Below are 15,653 nucleotides of genomic sequence, written 5' to 3'. Positions count from 1 at the left end.
ATTGGCGTAGGAAATAGGACGCGATCGTCCTGTCTGCATGAAGCTTTCCGAACGCTAGGGCTCACGCGAGCCATGTCCCTCAACCCGATATTTCGCCCATCAGGACGGTTCGACAGCCGAAGCTGGTCTTCGCGTCCGGGGTGGACGGGCGTCGCATGTGGTCGCACGCATCACGCGCTTGGACCCTCTAGGGTTCCCAGCGCTTGTCGCACGGTCGGCGCCAACGGGTTAGTTCCACAAGCGATTAACTTTGAAGGCTCGCGTCCATGACTTCCATCATCTCTTCTCTGAGCGTCACCCAGATTAAAAATCTCTCGACCTCCGCAGTTGCCTCCCTGACTACGGAAGACGTCGCGGCTATGACCACTGCTCAGGTCAAGGCGCTCTCCTCGACCCAGATCGCGGCGCTCGATACGGAAGATGTCGCGATCTTCTCCACCGCACAACTGAGCGCCATTGCCGCAACCTCGGTCGCCGGCATCAGCCTCGACCAACTGGCAGCCATTGATGCGGCCAAGATCGCAAGCCTGGCGACGTCGCAGGTGGCGGCGCTCAGCTCGACACAGATAGGCGGCCTGACGTCCGACCAGGCCGAGGCGCTGACCACGTCGCAAGTGGCCGCGCTCACCTCGACGCAGATTGCGGCTTTGGCCTCGGAAGACATCACGGCCTTCTCGACCGCCGAGGTCGCAGCGATTTCCGCCACGGCACTCGCGGGTCTCTCGACCGACAATCTCGCGGCACTGTCGACCGACCAAGCCGCTGCCCTGAAGACCACCCAGGTTGCAGCGCTGAAGACGACCCAGATCGCCGCCCTCACGTCGGACCAGATCGGCGCGCTCAGCACTTCGCAGGTCGCCGTCCTGAGCTCGACACAGGTAAAGGCACTCTCAACTCACAACATCGCCGCCCTCTCCACCGACCAGGTCCCAGCGCTCAACTCGAAGACCGTCGCGGCGCTGACTTCGGCACAGATCGAAGCGCTGACTTCCGATCAGGCCGAGGCCCTGACCACTGCCCAGGTGGCGGCGCTCACCTCGACGCAGCTTGCGGCCCTGGCCTCGGAGGATATCGCCTCCTTCTCGACCGCGGACATTGCAGCGATCACTGTCACGGCGCTGGCCGGGCTTGGCACCGACAATGTCGCGGCGCTCTCCACCGACCAGGCCGCAGCGCTGAAGACCACCCAGGTCGCGGCGCTGAAGACCGCCCAGATCGCCGCCCTCACCTCCGATCAGGTCGTGGCGCTCACCTCGTCGCAGGTCGGCGTTCTAACTTCGACGCAGATTTCGGCGCTCTCCACCGACAATGTCGCAGCGCTCTCCACCGATCAGGTCGCAGCGCTCAACTCCAAGACCGTCGCAGCCCTGAGCTCGGCACAGATCGGCGCGCTGACCTCCGATCAGGTCGACGCTCTGTCCGCCGTTCAGATCGCCGCATTGGATTCGGCCGATATTGCCGCGCTGGCTTCCGAGGATATCGGAACGTTCTCGACCTCGGAGATTGCGGCAATCACCGCGACCGCCCTGGCGGGTCTCTCTACGGATAATGTCGCCGCACTGTCGACCGACCAGGCCGCAGCGCTGAAGACCTCGCAGATTGCCGCGCTGAAGACGGCGCAGATCGCTGCCCTCACCTCCGATCAGGTGGTGGCCCTCACCTCGTCCCAGGTCGGCGCCCTGAGCTCCACGCAGATTTCGGCGCTCTCCACCGACAATGTCGCCGCCCTCTCCACCGATCAAGTCGCGTCGCTGAATTCGAAGACCGTTGCAGCTCTGAGCTCGGCACAGATCGGCGCGCTCACCTCCGACCAGGCCGAGGCTCTGACCACGGCCCAGGTGGCCGCGCTCACCTCGACGCAGATTGCGGCTTTCGCCTCGGAGGATATCGCTGCCTTCTCGACCGCCGACATTGCGGCGATCACCGTCACGGCGCTGGCCGGGCTTAGCACCGACAATGTCGCCGCTCTCTCCACCGACCAGGCCGCAGCGCTGAAGACCAGCCAGGTCGCGGCACTGAAGTCCACGCAGATTGCCGCCCTCACCTCGGACCAGGTCGTGGCGCTCACCTCGTCGCAGGTCGGCGCCCTGACCTCGACGCAGGTTAAGGCGCTCTCCACCGACAATGTTGCCGCCCTCTCCACCGATCAGGTCGCCGCCTTGAACTCGAAGACGGTAGCGGCGCTCAGCTCCACGCAGGTCGAGGCCCTGACTTCGGATCAAGCAGAAGCTCTGACCACGGCGCAAGTCGCATCGCTCGGCTCGACGCAGATCGCCGCCTTTGCCTCGGAGGACATCGCCGGCTTCTCGACCGCCGACATTGCGGCAATCACCGTCACGGCCCTGACCGGTCTTTCCACCGACAATGTCGCGGCGCTCTCCACCGATCAGGCCGCAGCGCTGAAGACCACCCAGGTTGCCGCGCTGAAGACCGCCCAGATCGCCGCGCTCACCTCGGACCAGATCGTGGCGCTGAGTTCCTCCCAGGTCGCAGCGCTGACCTCGTCACAGGTGTCCGCAATCAGCACCGACAATATCGCGGCACTCTCCACCGACCAGGTGGCGGCGCTGAACTCGAAGACTGTCGCGGCCCTGAGCACGGCACAGATCGGCGCGCTCAGCTCCACTCAGGTCGAGGCGCTGACCTCGGTTCTTGTCGGCGCGCTCAGCTCGACACAGCTCTCTGCCCTGGCTTCGGAAGATATCGCAGCCTTCTCGACCGCCGACATTGCCGCAATCTCGGTCACAGCGCTCGCCGGCCTCTCCACCGACAATGTCGCGGCACTCTCGACCGATCAGGCGGCAGCACTGAAGACGACCCAGGTCGCAGCGCTGAAGAGCACCCAGATCGCCGCCCTCACCTCGGATCAGATCGCCGCCCTGAGCACCACTCAGATCGGTGCGCTGACCTCGACGCAAGCGTCTGCGATCACCACAGACAGCCTCTCGGCACTCACCACCGATCAGGTCGCGGCGCTCAACACCAAGACGCTAGCGTCCCTGTCGACGGTGCAGATCGATGCGATGAGCTCCGATCAGCTCGAAGCGCTGACCTCGGCGCAGGTCGGCGCCTTGACCATGGCCCAGCTTGGCGCCCTGGCCTCGGAAGATATCGCGACCTTCTCGACGACAGACATTGCGGCCATCACCGTCGCGGCGCTTGCAGGCCTCTCGACCGACAATGTCGCGGCACTGTCCACGGATCAGGCCGCTGCCTTGAAGACCACCCAGATCGCGGCGCTGAAAACCGCCCAGATCGCCGCCCTCACCTCGGACCAGATCGTGGCGCTGACCACGTCCCAGGTCGGAGCCTTGAGCTCGACGCAGGTTTCGGGGCTCTCGACCGACAACGTCGCGGCGCTTTCCACCGATCAGGTTGCGGCACTCAACTCGAAGACGGTCGCAGCTCTCACCTCGACCCAGATCGACGCGCTCAGCTCCGATCAGGCTGAGGCTCTGACCACGGCACAGGTGGCCGCGCTCGGCTCGGCGCAGCTCGCCGCCTTCGCCTCCGAGGATCTCGGGACCTTCTCGACCGCCGATATCGCGGCAATCTCGGTCACCGCGCTGACGGGCCTCTCCACCGACAATCTGGCGGCCCTTTCGACCGACCAGGCTGCCGCCCTGAAGACCAGCCAGGTCGCGGCACTCTCCACCGCGCAGATCGGGGCGCTTACCTCGGATCAGGTCGTGGCGCTCACCTCGTCGCAGGTCGGAGCCCTGACCTCGACGCAGGTGAAGGCGCTGTCGACCGACAATGTCGCCGCGCTCTCGACCGACCAGGTCGCAGCGCTCAACTCGAAGAGCGTCGCAGCGCTCACTTCGGTGCAGATCGAAGCACTGACTTCCGATCAGGCCGAGGCCCTGACCACAGCCCAGGTGGCGGCGCTCACCTCGACGCAGCTTGCGGCTCTGGCCTCGGAGGATCTCGCCGGCTTCTCGACCGCCGACATTGCGGCGATCACCGTCACGGCGCTGGCCGGTCTTAGCACCGACAATGTCGCGGCTCTCTCCACCGATCAGGCCGCAGCGCTGAAGACGACCCAGGTCGTGGCGCTGAAGACCGCCCAGATCGCCGCGCTGACGTCGGACCATGTCGTGGCGCTCACCTCGTCGCAGGTGGCAGCCCTGACTTCGACGCAGATTTCGGCGCTCTCCACCGACAATGTCGCAGCGCTCTCCACCGATCAGGTGGCAGCGCTGAACTCGAAGACGGTCGCAGCCCTGAGCTCGGCCCAGATCGGGGCGCTGACGTCCGATCAGGCCGAGGCTCTGACCTCCGCCCAAATCGCGGCGCTCGACTCGGCCGACATTGCGGCTCTGGCCTCCGAGGACATCGCGACGTTCTCGACGGCCGAGATTGCTGCGATCACCGCGACTGCCCTGTCCGGTTTGACAACCGACAATGTCGCGGCACTGTCGACCGACCAGGCGGCAGCACTGAAGACCGGCCAGATCGCAGTGCTGAAGACCGCCCAGATCGCCGCCCTGACGTCGGACCAGGTCGTGGCGCTCACCACGTCCCAGGTCGGAACCCTGAGCTCCACGCAGATTGCGGTGCTTTCCACCGATAACATCGCGGCGCTCTCCACAGACCAGGTCGCGGCGCTGAACTCGAAGACGGTCGCAGCTCTCACTTCGATCCAGATCGACGCCATGAGCTCCGCTCAGGCTGAGGCGCTGACCACTGCACAAGTGGCCGCGCTCGGCTCGGCGCAGCTCGCTGCCTTCGCATCCGAAGATATCGGGACCTTCTCGACTGCCGACATCGCCGCAATTACGGTCACTGCGCTGACGGGTCTTTCCACCGACAACCTGGCGGCGCTTTCGACCGACCAGGCTGCGGCGCTGAAGACCACCCAGGTCGCAGCACTCTCCACCGCGCAGATCGGGGCGCTCACCTCGGATCAGGTCGCAGCGCTCACCTCGGCCCAGATCGGGGCGCTCACCTCGACGCAACTGGCGGCGCTCTCGACGGACAATGTCGCGGCACTCACCACCGACCAGGTCGCAGCCCTGAGCACCAAAGTCATCGGCGCCCTGAGTTCCGACCAGATCGACGCGATGAGCACCGATCAGGTCGAGGCGCTGACCTCGGCGCAGGTCGCGGCGCTGGACTCGGCCGACATCGCGGCCCTGTCGACCGATGACATCGCGACCTTCTCGACCGCTGACATCGCTGCGATCAGCACGAGTGCACTGGCCGGCCTGTCCACGGACGACATCATGAGCCTCTCCAGCGATCAGTTGCTGGCGGTCACCACGACCCAGGTGGATGCACTGGACGGCTCGCAGGTGGAAGCGATCATCGCGGCATACCAGGCCATCTAATCCAAGCCTGATTTGATCGAGCTTACGGCCCCGCCTCCACCGAGGCGGGGCCGTTGCAATTTGTCCGGAGCCTTGCGTGACGTGACACGAGCGCTGGCGCCGCTTGCCTGACGAGGTGCGAACAAGCCGACGCCTTGCACACGACCACGCCGTTGATGAACACCCCACCAAAATCGAGCTCGCGGACAAGCGCCGCTCCAGATTGCCGAGCCGAGGCCGACCTCGCAGAAGACCGGCGGCAGTTTCTGTCTGTTGAAAATCGCATCCTTCAGGTTGACACCCGAGATCATTTACGTTGATATCAACGTTAGATCGTCAAGGATGAAAACGGCTACGGGAGGACTCGCCTCACGACGGCTATGCAGTCGCAAGTGCCGACAGATGCCCTGAGATTGCCCACACCTGCCGTTTCCATCGCGAATTCGAATGACTACGACGAGAAGGACGCAATCATGAAGATCGTCACCAGCCTGAGTTTCCAAGGGCAGTGCCGCGAGGCGTTCGAGTTCTACGCCAAGGTTCTGGGCGGCAAGATCACCGCCGCCCACTCCTACGGTGAGTCCCCGCCCGACATGCCGATCAACGACCCCAAATACAAGGATTGGCTGATGCACTGCTGGCTGGAGGTCGGCGACCAGGCGCTGATGGGCGCCGACATGGACGTCGAATGGGCTCGGAACATCGACAAGCCCAAGAACGGTTTCGATGTCACTCTGCACACGCAGGACAAAGCCGAGGCCCAACGCTGGTTCGATCAGCTGTCCGAAGGAGGCAAGCCTGTGATGCCTTTTGGCGAGACCTTCTGGTCGCCTGGCTTCGGTTCGCTGATCGACAGGTTCGGCGTCCCGTGGATGATCAACGTCATTCCATCGGCCGACTGGCGACCGACGCAGGGTTGATGTCCTCGAGAGCGCGCCGAAGGTGAATGCATCCGGCAAGCGCCAGCCAGCATTGCGAATGCTGTTGGCGCTTGCCGAAATAAAGCGCGCCGCGTGAATACGCTGGAACGCGAGACGCATTAGGGCCAGGAGCCCGTTGTCTCGGAGATTGAGCCCAATGATCAGCGGGTCATGATCCGCCGTGGCGAAGGCTCGGCGTTGTAGACGTTCGAGTTCTTGAACGCGCTGGAATGGCTCGGAAGGTCCGGCTCCAGGGCGTCTATATGCCATTCCGTGACGCCGCTGACCTGACCCGGCAAAGACTGCGAGGCTAGCCCCTTAGCCCCCGCCGGACAAACCGCTCAAGGCAGGCTGAGCTTTGCCATGCGCCCACCATCGATCGTCCAGACCTGACCGGTGACAAAACCGGCTTCCGGCGATGCCAGCCAGGCGACCAGGGCTGCCACCTCTTCCGGCGTGCCTGTCCGCGCAACCGGATGGATGCGACCAATCTCGCGGCGAAAGGCTTGTGGATCCGGCATGCTCTCGATGAAATCCATGTTGAGTTCCGTATCGATCCACCCCGGCGCGACGGCGTTGCAGCGAATGCCCTCGCCTCCGTGGTCAATCGCGATTGCCCGCGTCAGGCCGTGAAGGCCGGCCTTGGACGCACAATAGGCCGCATGCTTCGGGTTCGATCCCAGCCCCTCGATCGAGCCGATATTGACGATGGCACCCTTTGACACTCTCAGATGCGGCAGGGCGGCCTTGATCAGCATGAAGGGCGTGGTGAGATTGACGGCGATGTTCCGCTCCCAATCCGCGAGCGGCATGTCTTCGGCGAGCGACTCCTGCATCATGCCCGCATTGTTGACGAGCACATCGAGCCGCCCAGCGGCTGTGACCACGCCTTCGACCGCGCTGCCCGCCGATGCGGGATCGGCAAAATCGACCGGAAAACGCTCGAACTCCCGATCTTCGCCACGCTGGGCGGTAAAGACCCGCGCACCCTCATCCCGCAATCTCCGGGCAATCGCCTGGCCGATGCCGGAACGGCCACCGGTGACCAGCGCAACCTTTCCTTCGAAGCGCATCAGCCCACCGCCTTTCCGCCGTTCACCTCGACCAGCGCGCCGCACATGTAGCGGGCAGCGTCGGAGGCGAGGAAGAGCACGACATCGGCGATATCCTCCGGCTCGGCGATGCGGCCAAGCGGCACGGTCTTGCCAAGCTCGGCGACCGCCGTGTCCGGATCGAAGCCGCGCTTGATGAAGCCGGTGCGCAGCATCGGCGTGTTGACCTCGTTTGGGCATACCGCATTGATGCGGATGTTCTGGTGGGCGTGGTCCATGCCCATGCACTGGGTGAGCGAGGCAATGGCCGCCTTTGTCATGCAATAGACCGCATGGTTCGGACCGGGGCGCAGCCCCCAGCAGGAAGCGGTGTTGACGATCGCCCCGCCGCCGCGCGCGGCCAGCAGCGGGATCGCCGCGCGGCTGATCCGGAATGGCGCCCGCACATTGACGTCAACCGAGAGGTCCCAATCGGCGTCCGTGGTTTCGGTCACCTTGCCGCGGGTGATCACGCCGGCATTGTTGACGACGATGTCGAGGCCGCCGAGCACATCGAAGGCAGCCTGTGGCAGGCCATCGGCATAGCCCGTTTCGAGCAGGTTGCCGGGCAGCTGCGCGTCCGCCTCGATACCGGAAACATCGCGGTCGGCGACTGCCACGCGTGCTCCCTCGGCACGAAGCTGCCGGACGATTGCCGCGCCGATGCCGCCGGCTGCGCCGGTCACAAGGGCATTTTTGTTGGAGAATCGCATATCGATAACCTCGTTCAGAAGCTGGCAACCGGTTCGCCGAAGACGCCGGCATCTGGCGTCACGCCGAGACCTGCGCCTTCGGGAAGGGCGATATGGCCGCCTTCGATCCGGATGCCGTTTTTGCTGTCGTAGTTGCCCTCGATGTACGGAGCTGCAATCCACACACCCTCGCAAAGCTTTTGGCTGATGGTGGCGCCCGCCTGCACACAGGCGGCAGCAAGAATATCGCCACCCCATGCATCATCGCAGGTATGGGGAAGATTGCGCGCGGCGCAGATGTCGCGGAAAATTGCGAAGTTGCGCAGGCCGCCGATGCGAGTGACCTTCATGCCAAAGCCGTCGACCAGGCCTGTGCCCGCCGCAGTGACGACCGTATTCAGGTCCACACCGTTCTCGTCCATGTAGATGCCGTGATGCACCTGCGGGCGGATTTTTTGCAGGTCTTCAATCGTGTTGCAGGGCTGCTCCATGATGAACGGAATGTCCGGGCATTCACGACTGACGCGAAGCGCGTCACGCGTTGTCCATCCGCGATTGGCATCCACCGCCAGCCGCATCCCCGACCCCTTGATCACCTCCCAGACCTTGCGGATTGCCGCGATGTCGACCTCGACGGGGCGGCCGCCTACCTTGACCTGCAGACGCGGATAACCTTCCTCCATCTTTCCGCGGGCGATGCGGGCAATATCATCGGGGGTACCGACGCTCGTCGCATAGTATGACGGCACCTTTCCGACTGCCGCCCCGCCCAGCAACTGGGCAACGCTCAGACCAAGCTTTTTGCCGATCAGGTCGTGAGCGGCGATGTCGATAGCCGCCTTGGCATAGTTGTGCCCATTCAGCAGGCCATTCATCCGGCGCTGGAGTGAGAGGGGCCAGACTTCCGTTCCCACCAGTCCCGGAGCCATTTCGGTCAAGGCGGCGACCGCACCTCCGGCATGGGCTTCGGCATAGGTGGGGCCGACGGGGCAGGTTTCACCCCAGCCTTCCGTTCCATCCTCGCCTACCAGACGAACCAACGTCGTCCTCAATGACCAGACCTCGGCATTCGCCATCGTGTAGGGACCGTCCTTCACGGGCAGGTCATGGCTATAGATATGGATTTCCTTGATCTTCAAGTTTGCCTCCCAAGGCGTTTGGAATCGTGGACAAGAGTTCAGGCGATACCTTCAGCCGCCAATGCCGCTCTCGCAGCTCGAAGCGCCGCAGCCGTTGCCCGCTCCCGTCCATGCAAGCGGGCGGTCTGCGTCATGCCTTCGTGAAGAAGGAAAAGCGTTTCGGCGAGCCGCTCGATATCCTTGTCAGGAGCAATGGTTCGAAGGCGTCTGCGAAATTCATCGGCGAGCCGCGCCTTATGATCGATGACGACCTCGCGAATGGCGGCGCTGTCTGGATGATCTGCCAAAGCATTCAAGAAGAGACAGCCGGTGTTCGCTACTTCACGCAACCAGTCACCGAGCCGGACGATTGGATGAAGGACGTGCTCGACACCGCTGTCCGGACCGCCTGCGAGCCAGTCGAAATAGGTTCTGTCGCGGTATTCCAACGCTCCCACCACCATCGCCTCACGGCTCGGAAAATACTTGTAGAGCGTTCGAAGCGAGACATCCGCCCCGGCCCGCAGCGCTTCCACCCCCTGCTCGGCAAAACCCAGCTCGGCAAACTGGCGGTCGAGGTCGCTCGCGATTTTTTCTTTTCTCGTTGTCATAGGAAGGAAGGTAGAATGATCGCTCTACCGTCGCCGATCAAAAAGCGACCATGGTCCGGTAGATAAGCGACCTGAATGGCATGCATTCGAGTGTCGTGATCGTCCTTCGGTTCTACAAGCCCGCTGGCTCGAATATCGGAAAGAGTTCCGGAAGCAGTTCGAATGCAGGGACTCGCGAAGCCCGGGTGACGCCGAGCGCAATGCGCTTGAAGTATTGCAGATCGCAATGGCGCGTTCGCAGTTCGACATCCAGACGCGACAGCCGTTCCGCGACCATGTCAGCCGCTCTGATAAGCATGGAGCAGCATCTTCAAGGCGGCATCACCATCGAGGAGCTTGCTTGAGAAACCGGATGATTTCATGCGGGCCGAGCGTGTGTATTCGCGTTGGCGCTGCGGCCCACTACAGCGACTTAAATCGAGGTTGATTTAAGGAGACATGCAGTAGCGGGACGCAGCGCCATGCCTGTCCTATTCTGCGGCCTTGGCTTCGGCGATCCACTTGTCCCACTGCTCTTTGTGCCCGGCAATCCAGTCCGTCGCGTGCTTCTCGATCTGCTCCATCGACTTCTCGCCTTCATTGACGAGCTGGTTTTCCGCGTTGATGTCCTCGATCGGTATCTGCAGGAGCTCGAAGAGCTTCTTCGCCTTTGGATTGTTCTTCACAAACACGGCATTGGCGATCACCATCTGGTCGTTTACCGGGAAGCCGAGATTGCCGAGTCCCTCGACCGACGTGTTGCCGCTCTGGTCGTCTGGGAGCGACGTCTCCTTCACGTTCAGCCAGACAACGTTCTCACCCGGCTTGAGAACAGCTGAAACCCACAGCGGCGTCCAGGTGTAGTAGAGGGTCGGCTTTCCTTCCTTGATTCTCTCGATAGCGTCCGGAATAATTGTAAAGTAGCCGCCTTGCTGGTGCTCCACCGTGTCTCTCAGTCCGTAGGCATCGAGTTGGTGTTCGATCACGCGCTCGCAACCCCATCCCGGCTCGCATCCGTACAGGTCGGCTTTGCCGTTGCCGTTGGTGTCGAACAGCTTTGCCTTTTCCGGATCTTTCAAATCCTCAATAAACTTGATGCTCGAGCTCTCCGCCGTCTTTTTGTCGATCAGGTAGCCCTGCAGACTGTTTGAGGAGAGCTTGCCAAGACGCACCAGTTGCTCGTCGCCGCCGGCCTCCTTCCAGAAAGCTTCGTGAAGCGGCTCCCAGTGTGCGGCATAGAAGGTGAGGTCACCGTTGCCCACCGCGATGTGGGCGAGTTGAACCTGAGTCTGGGTCGGCTCGGCCACGTCGTAACCGAGTTCCTTCAATCCCTCGGACACGATAAAGGTCTGAAAGAGTTCCTCCGTGATGCCGGACCAAGCGGCGTTCACTTGATCGGCTGCGGACGCAGCGCCCGTCGTCGCCAGCAATGATGCGATCAAAGCAGCGGTAGTCTTGATCTTCATGATGTCAGTTCCCTTTTTTGATAGGCCTCAACCCCGAAACCGCTCGGCGCTCAGCGTCTCCACGCTCTGCGTCAGGCTTTCCCTCCCGAGGAATGTTGAAATTGGTAACATATGTTTTCCGAGCGCCACGCCGCAAAAAAGTAGACCCTCAGGTGACTTTAATGCACTGATTCAATTGAGATGTTGGGCCGGAAGCACGCAAAGCAGCAGCCTCGCGCGCACGTCGCAAGGCTGCCTCTGAACAAGCCTTCTCATGGCATTCGAAGCGACTTTCCGCGGACGACCCCACCGCGGTTCGCGCGTGTTCAGCCGCGCTCAGCGAGCCGCGCTTTCCTCGGTGACCACATTCTTCTCAACCGTGAGAACCTCGTCTGGGTGGGGCTGCACCCGAATTGAAGGCGGTAGCATTTTGTGAAGTGAGTGGCAGAGACAAAACCGCAGGCCACCGCGACTTCGACGATGGGTTTATTCGTCGACTCCACGAGTTGCCTGCCGCGGTCCAGCCTTAGCTTGACGTAATACTTGTAAGGAGAGGTAGCCAGGTAGGTATCGAAAAGGCGTTCCAATTGTCGCCGGGAGATTCTTAATGTCTCGGCGATTTGCTCGAGTGAAAGCGGTTCCTCGAGATGTCTCTCCATCAACTTGATCGCCTCGGGCAGTTTGTCGTTCGCGCAATATGCGTTCCACGGGAACCAGCCGGTCTGACGATGCGTCCTGTCCCTGGCTCCTTCCGCAACATTGCGCTTGCAGATTTCCGTTGTCAGGTGTGGACCGAGGGCCCGCTCGAGAAGGGCTATCGCGAGATCGAATGCCGAGGTTTCGCCGGCACAGCTCCAAATGCCGCCGTCACCAGTGTAGATGGCGTCAGTCACCCGCGGCCCGCTAAACGTCTCCGAAAAGGCGGCCATCCTCTCCCAGTGGATTGTGCACTCGGTATTCTTGAGCGCACCCATTTCGGCGAGAAGCCACGATGCCGTGCCAATGGCGACGACCGGAATGTTCTGCCGGATGCAAAGACGTACAGATCCCGCCAATTCCTTCGGCGCACCGGGCTCGATGATGCCGTCAGCCACCATGACCACCATCTTCGTGCTATCGGCGAGCGGTATCTTCGGCATGACCTCCGAAAAACAAAGGGGGGCGGGCATTGCCAGCCCAAGGCTGCAGGTCTCGGAAATGCCCGACCTGCTGGCGAAGGTCCATCGGAACCTCTGTCTGCCAAGAATGGCGTTCGCCTTCTCGAACGGTGCGAGAAAGGACGAAAGGCTCAAGAGCGAGAAGCCGGGGAACAGAAGTATCGCGATCGCGGCTGTTTCATCACACGCGATCGACGTGCTTTCACCGGGAATGGTCGCTCGGTCCGCCGAGCGAGCGACCACTCCGTCCTTCCATTCCTCATATGTCATTTCGCTCCTCACGAATCACGGCGCGGCAAGGTTCGCCGACGCATCAGTGATCCTCATTCAGCGCGTCGACAGCGGGGATTTCGCGGCTTCGACGGTCGATGTAGGCGCGCAGCTCTTCGTCGACAGCTTGATCGAGCTTGGGTTCCTGGTATTCCGACAGCAGATAGCGGGCCTGCTCAAGTGCGCGCTGCTTTATGTCCTTGGAGCCGTCGGCGATCCACTGTTCGATCGAGTTGTTGTCGAAAAGCTTCGGGATGAAAAACGCCTTCTCGAAGTTCGCCTGGGTGTGTGGATGACCGAGGTAGTGGCCGCCGGGGCCGACATCACGAACCGCGGCGAGCGCCTCGTCGAAGTCATCCCACTTGATGCCTTCGGCCATGCGGTAACCCATCGCGCAGACTTCGGAGTCCACCATGAATTTTGCGATGGAGCAGTGCATTCCGGCCTCGTTCCAGCCGGCCGAATGCCAGATGTAATTCGCTCCGGACATCAGGACGGCCATCATCGTCATGGCACTTTCATATCCCGACTGTGCGTCGAATGTTTTCGCGCCGCCAAGCAGGTTCGACGTTCGCCAGGGAACGTTGTAATGTCGGGCCATCTGGCCGATCATGAAGTTCATCAGTGATATCTCTGGCGTTCCGGCCATCGGCGCACCCGACTGCATCGAAACGGTCGACAAGTAGTGGCCATAGATCGCCGGGCATCCGCGGCGCACGACTTGGGTATATGCAAGCGCAGAAAGGGCTTCGGCGTTGAGCTGCGCGACGGCAGCGGCGGTGGACGCGGGGGTGTTTGCGCCGCCCAGGACGAACGGAGAGCAGAGAACCGGCTGGTTTCGCCGATTGAACGCCCGCATGGCGCCCAGCATGGTCTGGTCCCAAACCAGTGGGGAGTTGCCGTTGCAGTTGCCGGTAGCGACGGCATGCGTTTCGAGGAACTCCGCGCCGAACAGGATGGCGCACATGTCGAGCACGTCCTCGGCGTTCTTGGGCGACGTGGTCATCCCCATGAACATCTTGTCCGAGTACTTCATCGATGAATAGGTGATGTGGAGATGGCGGTGGGCCACCACGATGTCCATCGGCTCGACGATGTGATGCGCTGACGAATGCAGCGCCGGCATCATGTGGGCCAGTTTGTGGAAGGTGCCGAGGTCGGCGATCGTCGGGCCGCGGCGGACGTCGTCGAGGTCGCGCATATAGGGCGCGCCCGTCATTGGCACGAAGATCGACTTCTTGCCTCCGAGTTCGACGTTGTTCTCGGGGTTGCGGGCATAATATTTGATTTCGGGCGGGATCGTCTTGATGAGGTCCATGACGAGCGCCCGGTCGAGATGGACGCGCTCACCCCGGACGTCCGCGCCGGCGCGCTTCCAGTCCTCCAGCGCGATCGGGTCGCGGAACACAACACCCACTTCCTCCAGGATGTCCATCGAGGCGGTGTGAATGCGCTCGATCTGCTCCTCGTTCATGGGCGCCGTGTCGGGGAGGCCACGCCTGAGCGTCGGAAACATCTGGAATTTCGGAGTGGTCCGGAGCACACGACGGGCGTCTCGGCCGCCCCTTCTTGCCGTGTTGGCTTGCACGTTCATAGCGCCTGTTCTCCCTGCAGTGTTTCTCGTGTGCGGAAGGTCGACGTCGCGCACGGACTAGACTAATGACCGAGCCGTCTGGAATAACCAAATGCAAAAGTCTCACGCGGCAGTTGACTATTATGCTAGCGTGCGGCGTTCCTACCGATCCGGGAGTTGGGCCAAATGGTTCGTAGGTTCTACGACCTTCCGTCACTCACTACACTTGCCGTTTTCGAGGCGTCTGCGCGCCATCTAAGCTTCAAATTGGCAGCAAGCGAGTTGAACGTGACGCCTGGCGCGGTCAGCAGACAAATAAAGGCGATCGAAGAAGAGGTTGGCGTGCCGCTGTTTGTGCGGAACGCAAAGGGCGTCGCGCTCACCCCCGCAGGGGAAGAGCTGTACAGTGTCTTGGCGAGCGGTTTTTCCAAGGCATCGGACGTGGTGCGCGCCATCAAGCGCGGCGACCAGGTCCGCAATGTAACGATCGCCTGCACCGACGCCTTCGCGACAATGTGGCTGATCCCGAGAATGCCGGATTTCTGGCGGCGATACCCGGACATCGCGGTCGATCATCTGATTTCCGACAATGCCAAGGATTATCGGCGATCCGAGGTCGAGTTGCGGATACGCTACGGTTTCGGTGCATGGCTAGACGAGACGGCCGAGCTGCTGTTCGACGACGTGATTTACCCTGTCTGCGGGCCGGGATTTGCGGCAGAACACCAGGGCGTGACCGCAGCAGAGCTGGCGGAATTGCCCCATCTGCATGTGGCTTGGGGCGATCCGGATTGGGCCGGATGGGAAGAGGTGCTGTTGCGTGCCGGGATTCCCCATGCCCTGAGCAGTGGCCGGAGATTCAGCAGATTCACTGTCGCCTTACAGGCCGCCATGGCGGACCAAGGCGTCGCTGTAGGCTGGGAGCGGCTGGTCGGCCATCTCATCGACGAGGGAAAGCTCGTAAGGCTCACGGAGCTGATGATCCCGGCACCAGGCGCTTACTATCTGACGACCAACAACAACCGCGAACTGTCGGCTGCAGCTTGTGTTCTTCGGGATTGGCTGCGCGAAGTGGCAGAGCAGGAACGCAAGATCGCGCCCGACCAAATGGCGTCAGCCAGACGACATGATTGGTGAGGCGCGCTTCGACGCACGAGCCGGTCCGATCGGTGCCTTGATGCGTCCTCCCTCGATGCGGACTGGATTTTCCTCGTCATAATTGCCTTCGGTGGCAGGCCACCGGTCCAGCGTCGCTCGAACCTTGTCCGGAGCGACGGCCGCACCGACGTGGAAGCAAGCCACAGCGATGATGCCACGCTTCCCACCGCTCACATCCTCGGCAAGTTCGGCCATTATGGGGCCATGCATCTTCCTCGATGATCCGACCGGATGGCGCTTCGGCCGCGCGATGGCAGCCGAAATTAAGTCACCTGTGACGCTACTTTTTTGCGCCGGGTAACAACGTCTCGCTGTGATAAAAATCAGAAA

11 protein-coding genes and 1 pseudogene are annotated in these 15,653 nt (G+C 62.1%); 4 read left to right on the top strand and 8 right to left on the bottom strand.

Going from position 1 to position 15,653, the window contains the following annotated elements:
* Positions 1 to 266: 266 nt before the first annotated feature.
* Both ATC00_RS09670 and ATC00_RS09665 read left to right on the top strand, forming a co-directional pair.
* Entirely contained in the window at positions 267 to 5,330 is a 5,064-nt protein-coding gene (locus ATC00_RS09670) for a beta strand repeat-containing protein (RefSeq protein WP_064252630.1), read from the top strand.
* A gap of 452 nt (positions 5,331 to 5,782) precedes the next feature.
* On the top strand, positions 5,783 to 6,229 hold the full coding sequence (locus tag ATC00_RS09665; RefSeq protein WP_064252653.1) for a VOC family protein: 447 nt from the start codon (positions 5,783 to 5,785) through the stop codon (positions 6,227 to 6,229).
* Positions 6,230 to 6,570: 341 nt separating this feature from the next.
* Here ATC00_RS09665 and ATC00_RS09660 read toward each other — a convergent pair whose 3' ends face one another.
* The 4 genes from ATC00_RS09660 to ATC00_RS09645 are packed head-to-tail and all read right to left on the bottom strand — an operon-like array spanning position 6,571 to position 9,741.
* Positions 6,571 to 7,302, bottom strand: a complete 732-nt coding sequence (locus tag ATC00_RS09660) for an SDR family NAD(P)-dependent oxidoreductase (RefSeq protein WP_199275541.1) — start codon at positions 7,300 to 7,302, stop codon at positions 6,571 to 6,573.
* Complete coding sequence (locus ATC00_RS09655; RefSeq protein WP_064252629.1) at positions 7,302 to 8,033, bottom strand: SDR family NAD(P)-dependent oxidoreductase; 732 nt, start codon at positions 8,031 to 8,033, stop codon at positions 7,302 to 7,304. The genes ATC00_RS09660 and ATC00_RS09655 overlap by 1 nt, the downstream gene beginning before the upstream one ends.
* Positions 8,034 to 8,047: 14 nt before the next feature.
* Positions 8,048 to 9,151, bottom strand: a complete 1,104-nt coding sequence (locus tag ATC00_RS09650; protein ID WP_064252628.1) for a mandelate racemase/muconate lactonizing enzyme family protein — start codon at positions 9,149 to 9,151, stop codon at positions 8,048 to 8,050.
* A 38-nt stretch (positions 9,152 to 9,189) separates the two neighbouring features.
* On the bottom strand, positions 9,190 to 9,741 hold the full coding sequence (locus tag ATC00_RS09645) for a TetR/AcrR family transcriptional regulator (RefSeq protein WP_064252627.1): 552 nt from the start codon (positions 9,739 to 9,741) through the stop codon (positions 9,190 to 9,192).
* Between the two features lie 187 nt (positions 9,742 to 9,928).
* On the opposite strand from ATC00_RS09645, the pseudogene ATC00_RS34025 reads away from it, so the two are divergent.
* Positions 9,929 to 10,082: pseudogene (locus ATC00_RS34025) on the top strand (GlxA family transcriptional regulator); the annotation flags it as partial.
* A 129-nt stretch (positions 10,083 to 10,211) separates the two neighbouring features.
* Here the strand turns inward: ATC00_RS34025 and proX are convergent.
* The 3 genes from proX to ATC00_RS09630 all read right to left on the bottom strand — a co-directional run bounded on the left by proX (position 10,212) and on the right by ATC00_RS09630 (position 14,186).
* A complete protein-coding gene (gene proX / locus ATC00_RS09640) occupies positions 10,212 to 11,186 on the bottom strand; it encodes a glycine betaine/L-proline ABC transporter substrate-binding protein ProX (protein ID WP_064252626.1) in 975 nt (324 codons plus the stop codon).
* A gap of 305 nt (positions 11,187 to 11,491) precedes the next feature.
* A complete protein-coding gene (locus tag ATC00_RS09635; protein WP_234782268.1) occupies positions 11,492 to 12,304 on the bottom strand; it encodes a GlxA family transcriptional regulator in 813 nt (270 codons plus the stop codon).
* Between the two features lie 331 nt (positions 12,305 to 12,635).
* Positions 12,636 to 14,186 carry a trimethylamine methyltransferase family protein gene (locus ATC00_RS09630; RefSeq protein WP_064252624.1) on the bottom strand — a complete coding sequence of 517 codons (1,551 nt, stop codon included), beginning with the start codon at positions 14,184 to 14,186 and terminating at the stop codon, positions 12,636 to 12,638.
* A 165-nt stretch (positions 14,187 to 14,351) separates the two neighbouring features.
* Here ATC00_RS09630 and ATC00_RS09625 point away from each other — a divergent pair, with 165 nt between their 5' ends.
* Positions 14,352 to 15,302, top strand: coding sequence for a LysR substrate-binding domain-containing protein (locus ATC00_RS09625; protein ID WP_064252623.1), 951 nt, complete (start codon positions 14,352 to 14,354; stop codon positions 15,300 to 15,302).
* Here ATC00_RS09625 and ATC00_RS09620 read toward each other — a convergent pair.
* Positions 15,279 to 15,533, bottom strand: coding sequence for a hypothetical protein (locus ATC00_RS09620; protein WP_153045190.1), 255 nt, complete (start codon positions 15,531 to 15,533; stop codon positions 15,279 to 15,281). The genes ATC00_RS09625 and ATC00_RS09620 overlap by 24 nt on opposite strands.
* Between the last annotated feature and the right edge of the window lie 120 nt (positions 15,534 to 15,653).

It is taken from the genome of Sinorhizobium americanum, assembly GCF_001651855.1.
Lineage (GTDB): Bacteria > Pseudomonadota > Alphaproteobacteria > Rhizobiales > Rhizobiaceae > Sinorhizobium > Sinorhizobium americanum.
This window is presented reverse-complemented; position numbering and strand designations above follow the sequence as displayed.

Bases quoted from the DNA above. Each gene is read 5' to 3' on its own strand.
- ATC00_RS09670 (WP_064252630.1), top strand. From the start codon at position 267: ATGACTTCCATCATCTCTTCTCTGAGCGTCACCCAGATTAAAAATCTC.
- ATC00_RS09665 (WP_064252653.1), top strand. From the start codon at position 5,783: ATGAAGATCGTCACCAGCCTGAGTTTCCAAGGGCAGTGCCGCGAGGCG.
- ATC00_RS09660 (WP_199275541.1), bottom strand. From the start codon at position 7,302: ATGCGCTTCGAAGGAAAGGTTGCGCTGGTCACCGGTGGCCGTTCCGGC.
- ATC00_RS09655 (WP_064252629.1), bottom strand. From the start codon at position 8,033: ATGCGATTCTCCAACAAAAATGCCCTTGTGACCGGCGCAGCCGGCGGC.
- ATC00_RS09645 (WP_064252627.1), bottom strand. From the start codon at position 9,741: ATGACAACGAGAAAAGAAAAAATCGCGAGCGACCTCGACCGCCAGTTT.
- proX (WP_064252626.1), bottom strand. From the start codon at position 11,186: ATGAAGATCAAGACTACCGCTGCTTTGATCGCATCATTGCTGGCGACG.
- ATC00_RS09635 (WP_234782268.1), bottom strand. From the start codon at position 12,304: ATGCCGAAGATACCGCTCGCCGATAGCACGAAGATGGTGGTCATGGTG.
- ATC00_RS09630 (WP_064252624.1), bottom strand. From the start codon at position 14,186: ATGAACGTGCAAGCCAACACGGCAAGAAGGGGCGGCCGAGACGCCCGT.
- ATC00_RS09625 (WP_064252623.1), top strand. From the start codon at position 14,352: ATGGTTCGTAGGTTCTACGACCTTCCGTCACTCACTACACTTGCCGTT.
- ATC00_RS09620 (WP_153045190.1), bottom strand. From the start codon at position 15,533: ATGCATGGCCCCATAATGGCCGAACTTGCCGAGGATGTGAGCGGTGGG.